We start from the raw sequence: 2,310 nt of genomic DNA, 5'->3' as shown, positions 1-2,310 counted from the left end.
TTCCTTTGTACAAACTCTTATAATCTTTCACAGTTCCTTCTAGCCAACGATTTGGAAAAATACGAGGTAAATCTTCGGCTTTTGCGTTCGTTTGTGACACATCGAATACATAGCCGATAGAAAAATATAGGCGACCCGGTTTCACTTCTATGCTTTTAGATTCAATTTGCTTCTTCTCTTCTTCGTTTGCTTTCGCAACGGGTTTCCAAGTACCATCTTTACCTTTAAATTTTGTTGTCGTCTGGTTCGGAACTAGAATCTGAATGCCTTTCTCACCTTTTTTAACGGAGAATCCTTTTTCTTTCCAAAAAGAAAAGGAACCCACGGCTCTGGATCCCTCAAATTGATTCTGTATTAATGCAATATTGGATGGTGAATAGCGATAAAACTTTGCCATAAATGATAAATATTCTTTTAAATCTTCTGGTGAACGAAAATAACCTTCTATGCTTTTTTCCATCTTTTTCGTTAGTGCTACTACCTTTTGTTTTTTCTCTTCAAATGAAACAGGGGAACGCTTTTTACTCATTGTTTTCCGTTCCCTTTGAGGAAGCTTCTATTAATTCATCCATCGTTTCTTCATTCCAAGTTTCTAAGTCTGTTGGAACACATATTTTATGAGTTTTCATGTTGATGGGAATAAGTAAATCGTTTTCTGGAAGCTCAATATAATCAAATAACTCTTGTTTTTCCTCTTCTGTTAATGGAATTGTAACTTCTTGATTTGTGACATGAAAAGTAACTTCTCTTTCGCCAATAGATTTTATAATTCCAAGTTCAATGTCTTCATGAAACAATAGCATTTTATCTTCTCCTCTTTTGTTAATTATTTATTTTCAATCCACGATTGTATTCTTTTTCATAAACCATTTTGTTACTTTATGACTCCAAACAAGACATACAACAGCAACAATAGAATAAGAGAGGTAGTACACTCCCATCTTATGACACATATATGCACCTAATACATTTGCATAACCAAACAGCAACCATATTCCCCCTGTAACATAGGGGGAAGTTTTGTTCGCAACTTTTGTTAATAGCTCAAACACTTTTTCTAACTTTCTCATTGCATACCTCATCCTTTCTTTATCAATTCACCTCCTCCACTGGCACAAATACTTCTTGTTGTTGCCCCCTCGAAGCTTGATAATCTATCTTCTTTTGTCGTTTATGTGCAATTCTTTCCTCTACTACCTCCCTTATATGTTTTGTTGCTTCGGTTTCTGCAATATCAGTTGTACAAACCCCTTGATACTGTTCATGCTCATAGATGCCATTCATAAACTCAATTAACATTTGTGTATTTTTATCAGCACTATTCGTACCAAGTCGGATTTTTGTAAGTTCTTCTTTCAACACCTCATGAAGGTGCTTTGTCACGACTTCTGTAATATATCGAAGCGACCATTCTTGTTGTTTCGCTTCTTTATGCTCTTTAAAGATTTGTGCTAAAGCGACCCCGTTGTATCTAATTTTATGTTCTTCTTTAAATGCCATAAGATAATCATCAGTATCTTTTTCTAACTTTAATACACGCCTTACTTTACTCATCGTTCATATCCCCTCTCATTTTGTTGTTGGATTTCTCTCTCAAGACGTTCATAATAACGTTGGTTTTTCCAACTTTCATATTCACTTTTGAACGCACCCTCCATTTTCCTAAGTGCATACTGCATCGAGACATTTTGTTGAAAGTTCTTTCGCTGACTGGGCTTTCGGTCTAACATTTCATCAATGCGCTGTCGTTCTTTATCGTATGCTTTCATCTCTTGTAAAAACGCATTTCCCATTCGCTTGTGAAGCTCTTCTATTTTATTTCCCTTATAATTTTCATATCGTTTCTTATCACCAGAACCTTCTCCATATGCTCTCTTTAATACGTCTACTTCTTGATCTAGCTTTTGAAGAAACTGTTTATAATCTTCCTTATAATGCTTCTCAATATATTTTTGCGTTAATGCATCGAGATGAGGACGGAGTGGGCTTAATGTATTGTAACTGTATTGCCATTGCCTTTTATCTTCTGGTAAGCGTTTATAAATAAACTGGAATAATGGTTTTAGCTCTCGATTGCGCCATGTGAATGTGGAATCTTCTTTCTTTTTTGCAACCATATTCTTTCGAATCAAATCGTTAATCTGTTTTTGTTCCTGACCACGATCCATAATATTTTGAACCACTTTCCCCTTCATCGCATCCAACGTTTTTTGTTTTCGCTTCCCGCGATCCCTCGTTGGAAATGGTTCAACAGTTGCGACATGAATATGAAGGTTATCCGTATTATAGTGAATCGCTCCTGACCAAACT

5 protein-coding genes are annotated in these 2,310 nt (G+C 35.7%); all 5 read right to left on the bottom strand.

From position 1 onward, the window contains the following. A partial coding sequence (locus tag BPMYX0001_RS26570; RefSeq protein ID WP_033799441.1) for an ArdC family protein occupies positions 1-529 on the bottom strand: 529 nt, incomplete at its 3' end. After that, the gene (locus tag BPMYX0001_RS26565) at positions 522-803 is read right to left on the bottom strand and encodes a hypothetical protein (protein WP_006097287.1); all 282 of its coding nucleotides are present in this window, start codon (positions 801-803) and stop codon (positions 522-524) included. The genes BPMYX0001_RS26565 and BPMYX0001_RS26570, both read right to left, overlap by 8 nt. A gap of 33 nt (positions 804-836) precedes the next feature. Beyond that, positions 837-1,070, bottom strand: a complete 234-nt coding sequence (locus BPMYX0001_RS26560) for a hypothetical protein (RefSeq protein WP_006097286.1) — start codon at positions 1,068-1,070, stop codon at positions 837-839. A gap of 22 nt (positions 1,071-1,092) precedes the next feature. Beyond that, positions 1,093-1,554 (bottom strand): hypothetical protein, encoded by a 462-nt coding sequence (locus BPMYX0001_RS26555; protein WP_033799439.1) that lies wholly within the window; start codon positions 1,552-1,554, stop codon positions 1,093-1,095. Next, positions 1,551-2,310 (bottom strand): MobP2 family relaxase (gene mobP2, locus BPMYX0001_RS26550; protein ID WP_033799789.1); only part of this gene is annotated, 760 nt, incomplete at its 5' end. The genes mobP2 and BPMYX0001_RS26555, both read right to left, overlap by 4 nt.

Origin of the sequence: Bacillus pseudomycoides DSM 12442, assembly GCF_000161455.1 — a bacterium.
GTDB classification, from domain to species: Bacteria; Bacillota; Bacilli; order Bacillales; family Bacillaceae_G; genus Bacillus_A; species Bacillus_A pseudomycoides.
The sequence above is the reverse complement of the archived record's forward strand: the minus strand, read 5'-3'. Positions and strand labels throughout refer to the sequence as shown.

What these genes read in the sequence shown, in the direction of transcription:
- BPMYX0001_RS26560 (WP_006097286.1), bottom strand. Translation starts at nt 1,070, where the DNA reads ATGAGAAAGTTAGAAAAAGTGTTTGAGCTATTAACAAAAGTTGCGAAC.
- BPMYX0001_RS26555 (WP_033799439.1), bottom strand. Translation starts at nt 1,554, where the DNA reads ATGAGTAAAGTAAGGCGTGTATTAAAGTTAGAAAAAGATACTGATGAT.
- BPMYX0001_RS26565 (WP_006097287.1), bottom strand. Translation starts at nt 803, where the DNA reads ATGCTATTGTTTCATGAAGACATTGAACTTGGAATTATAAAATCTATT.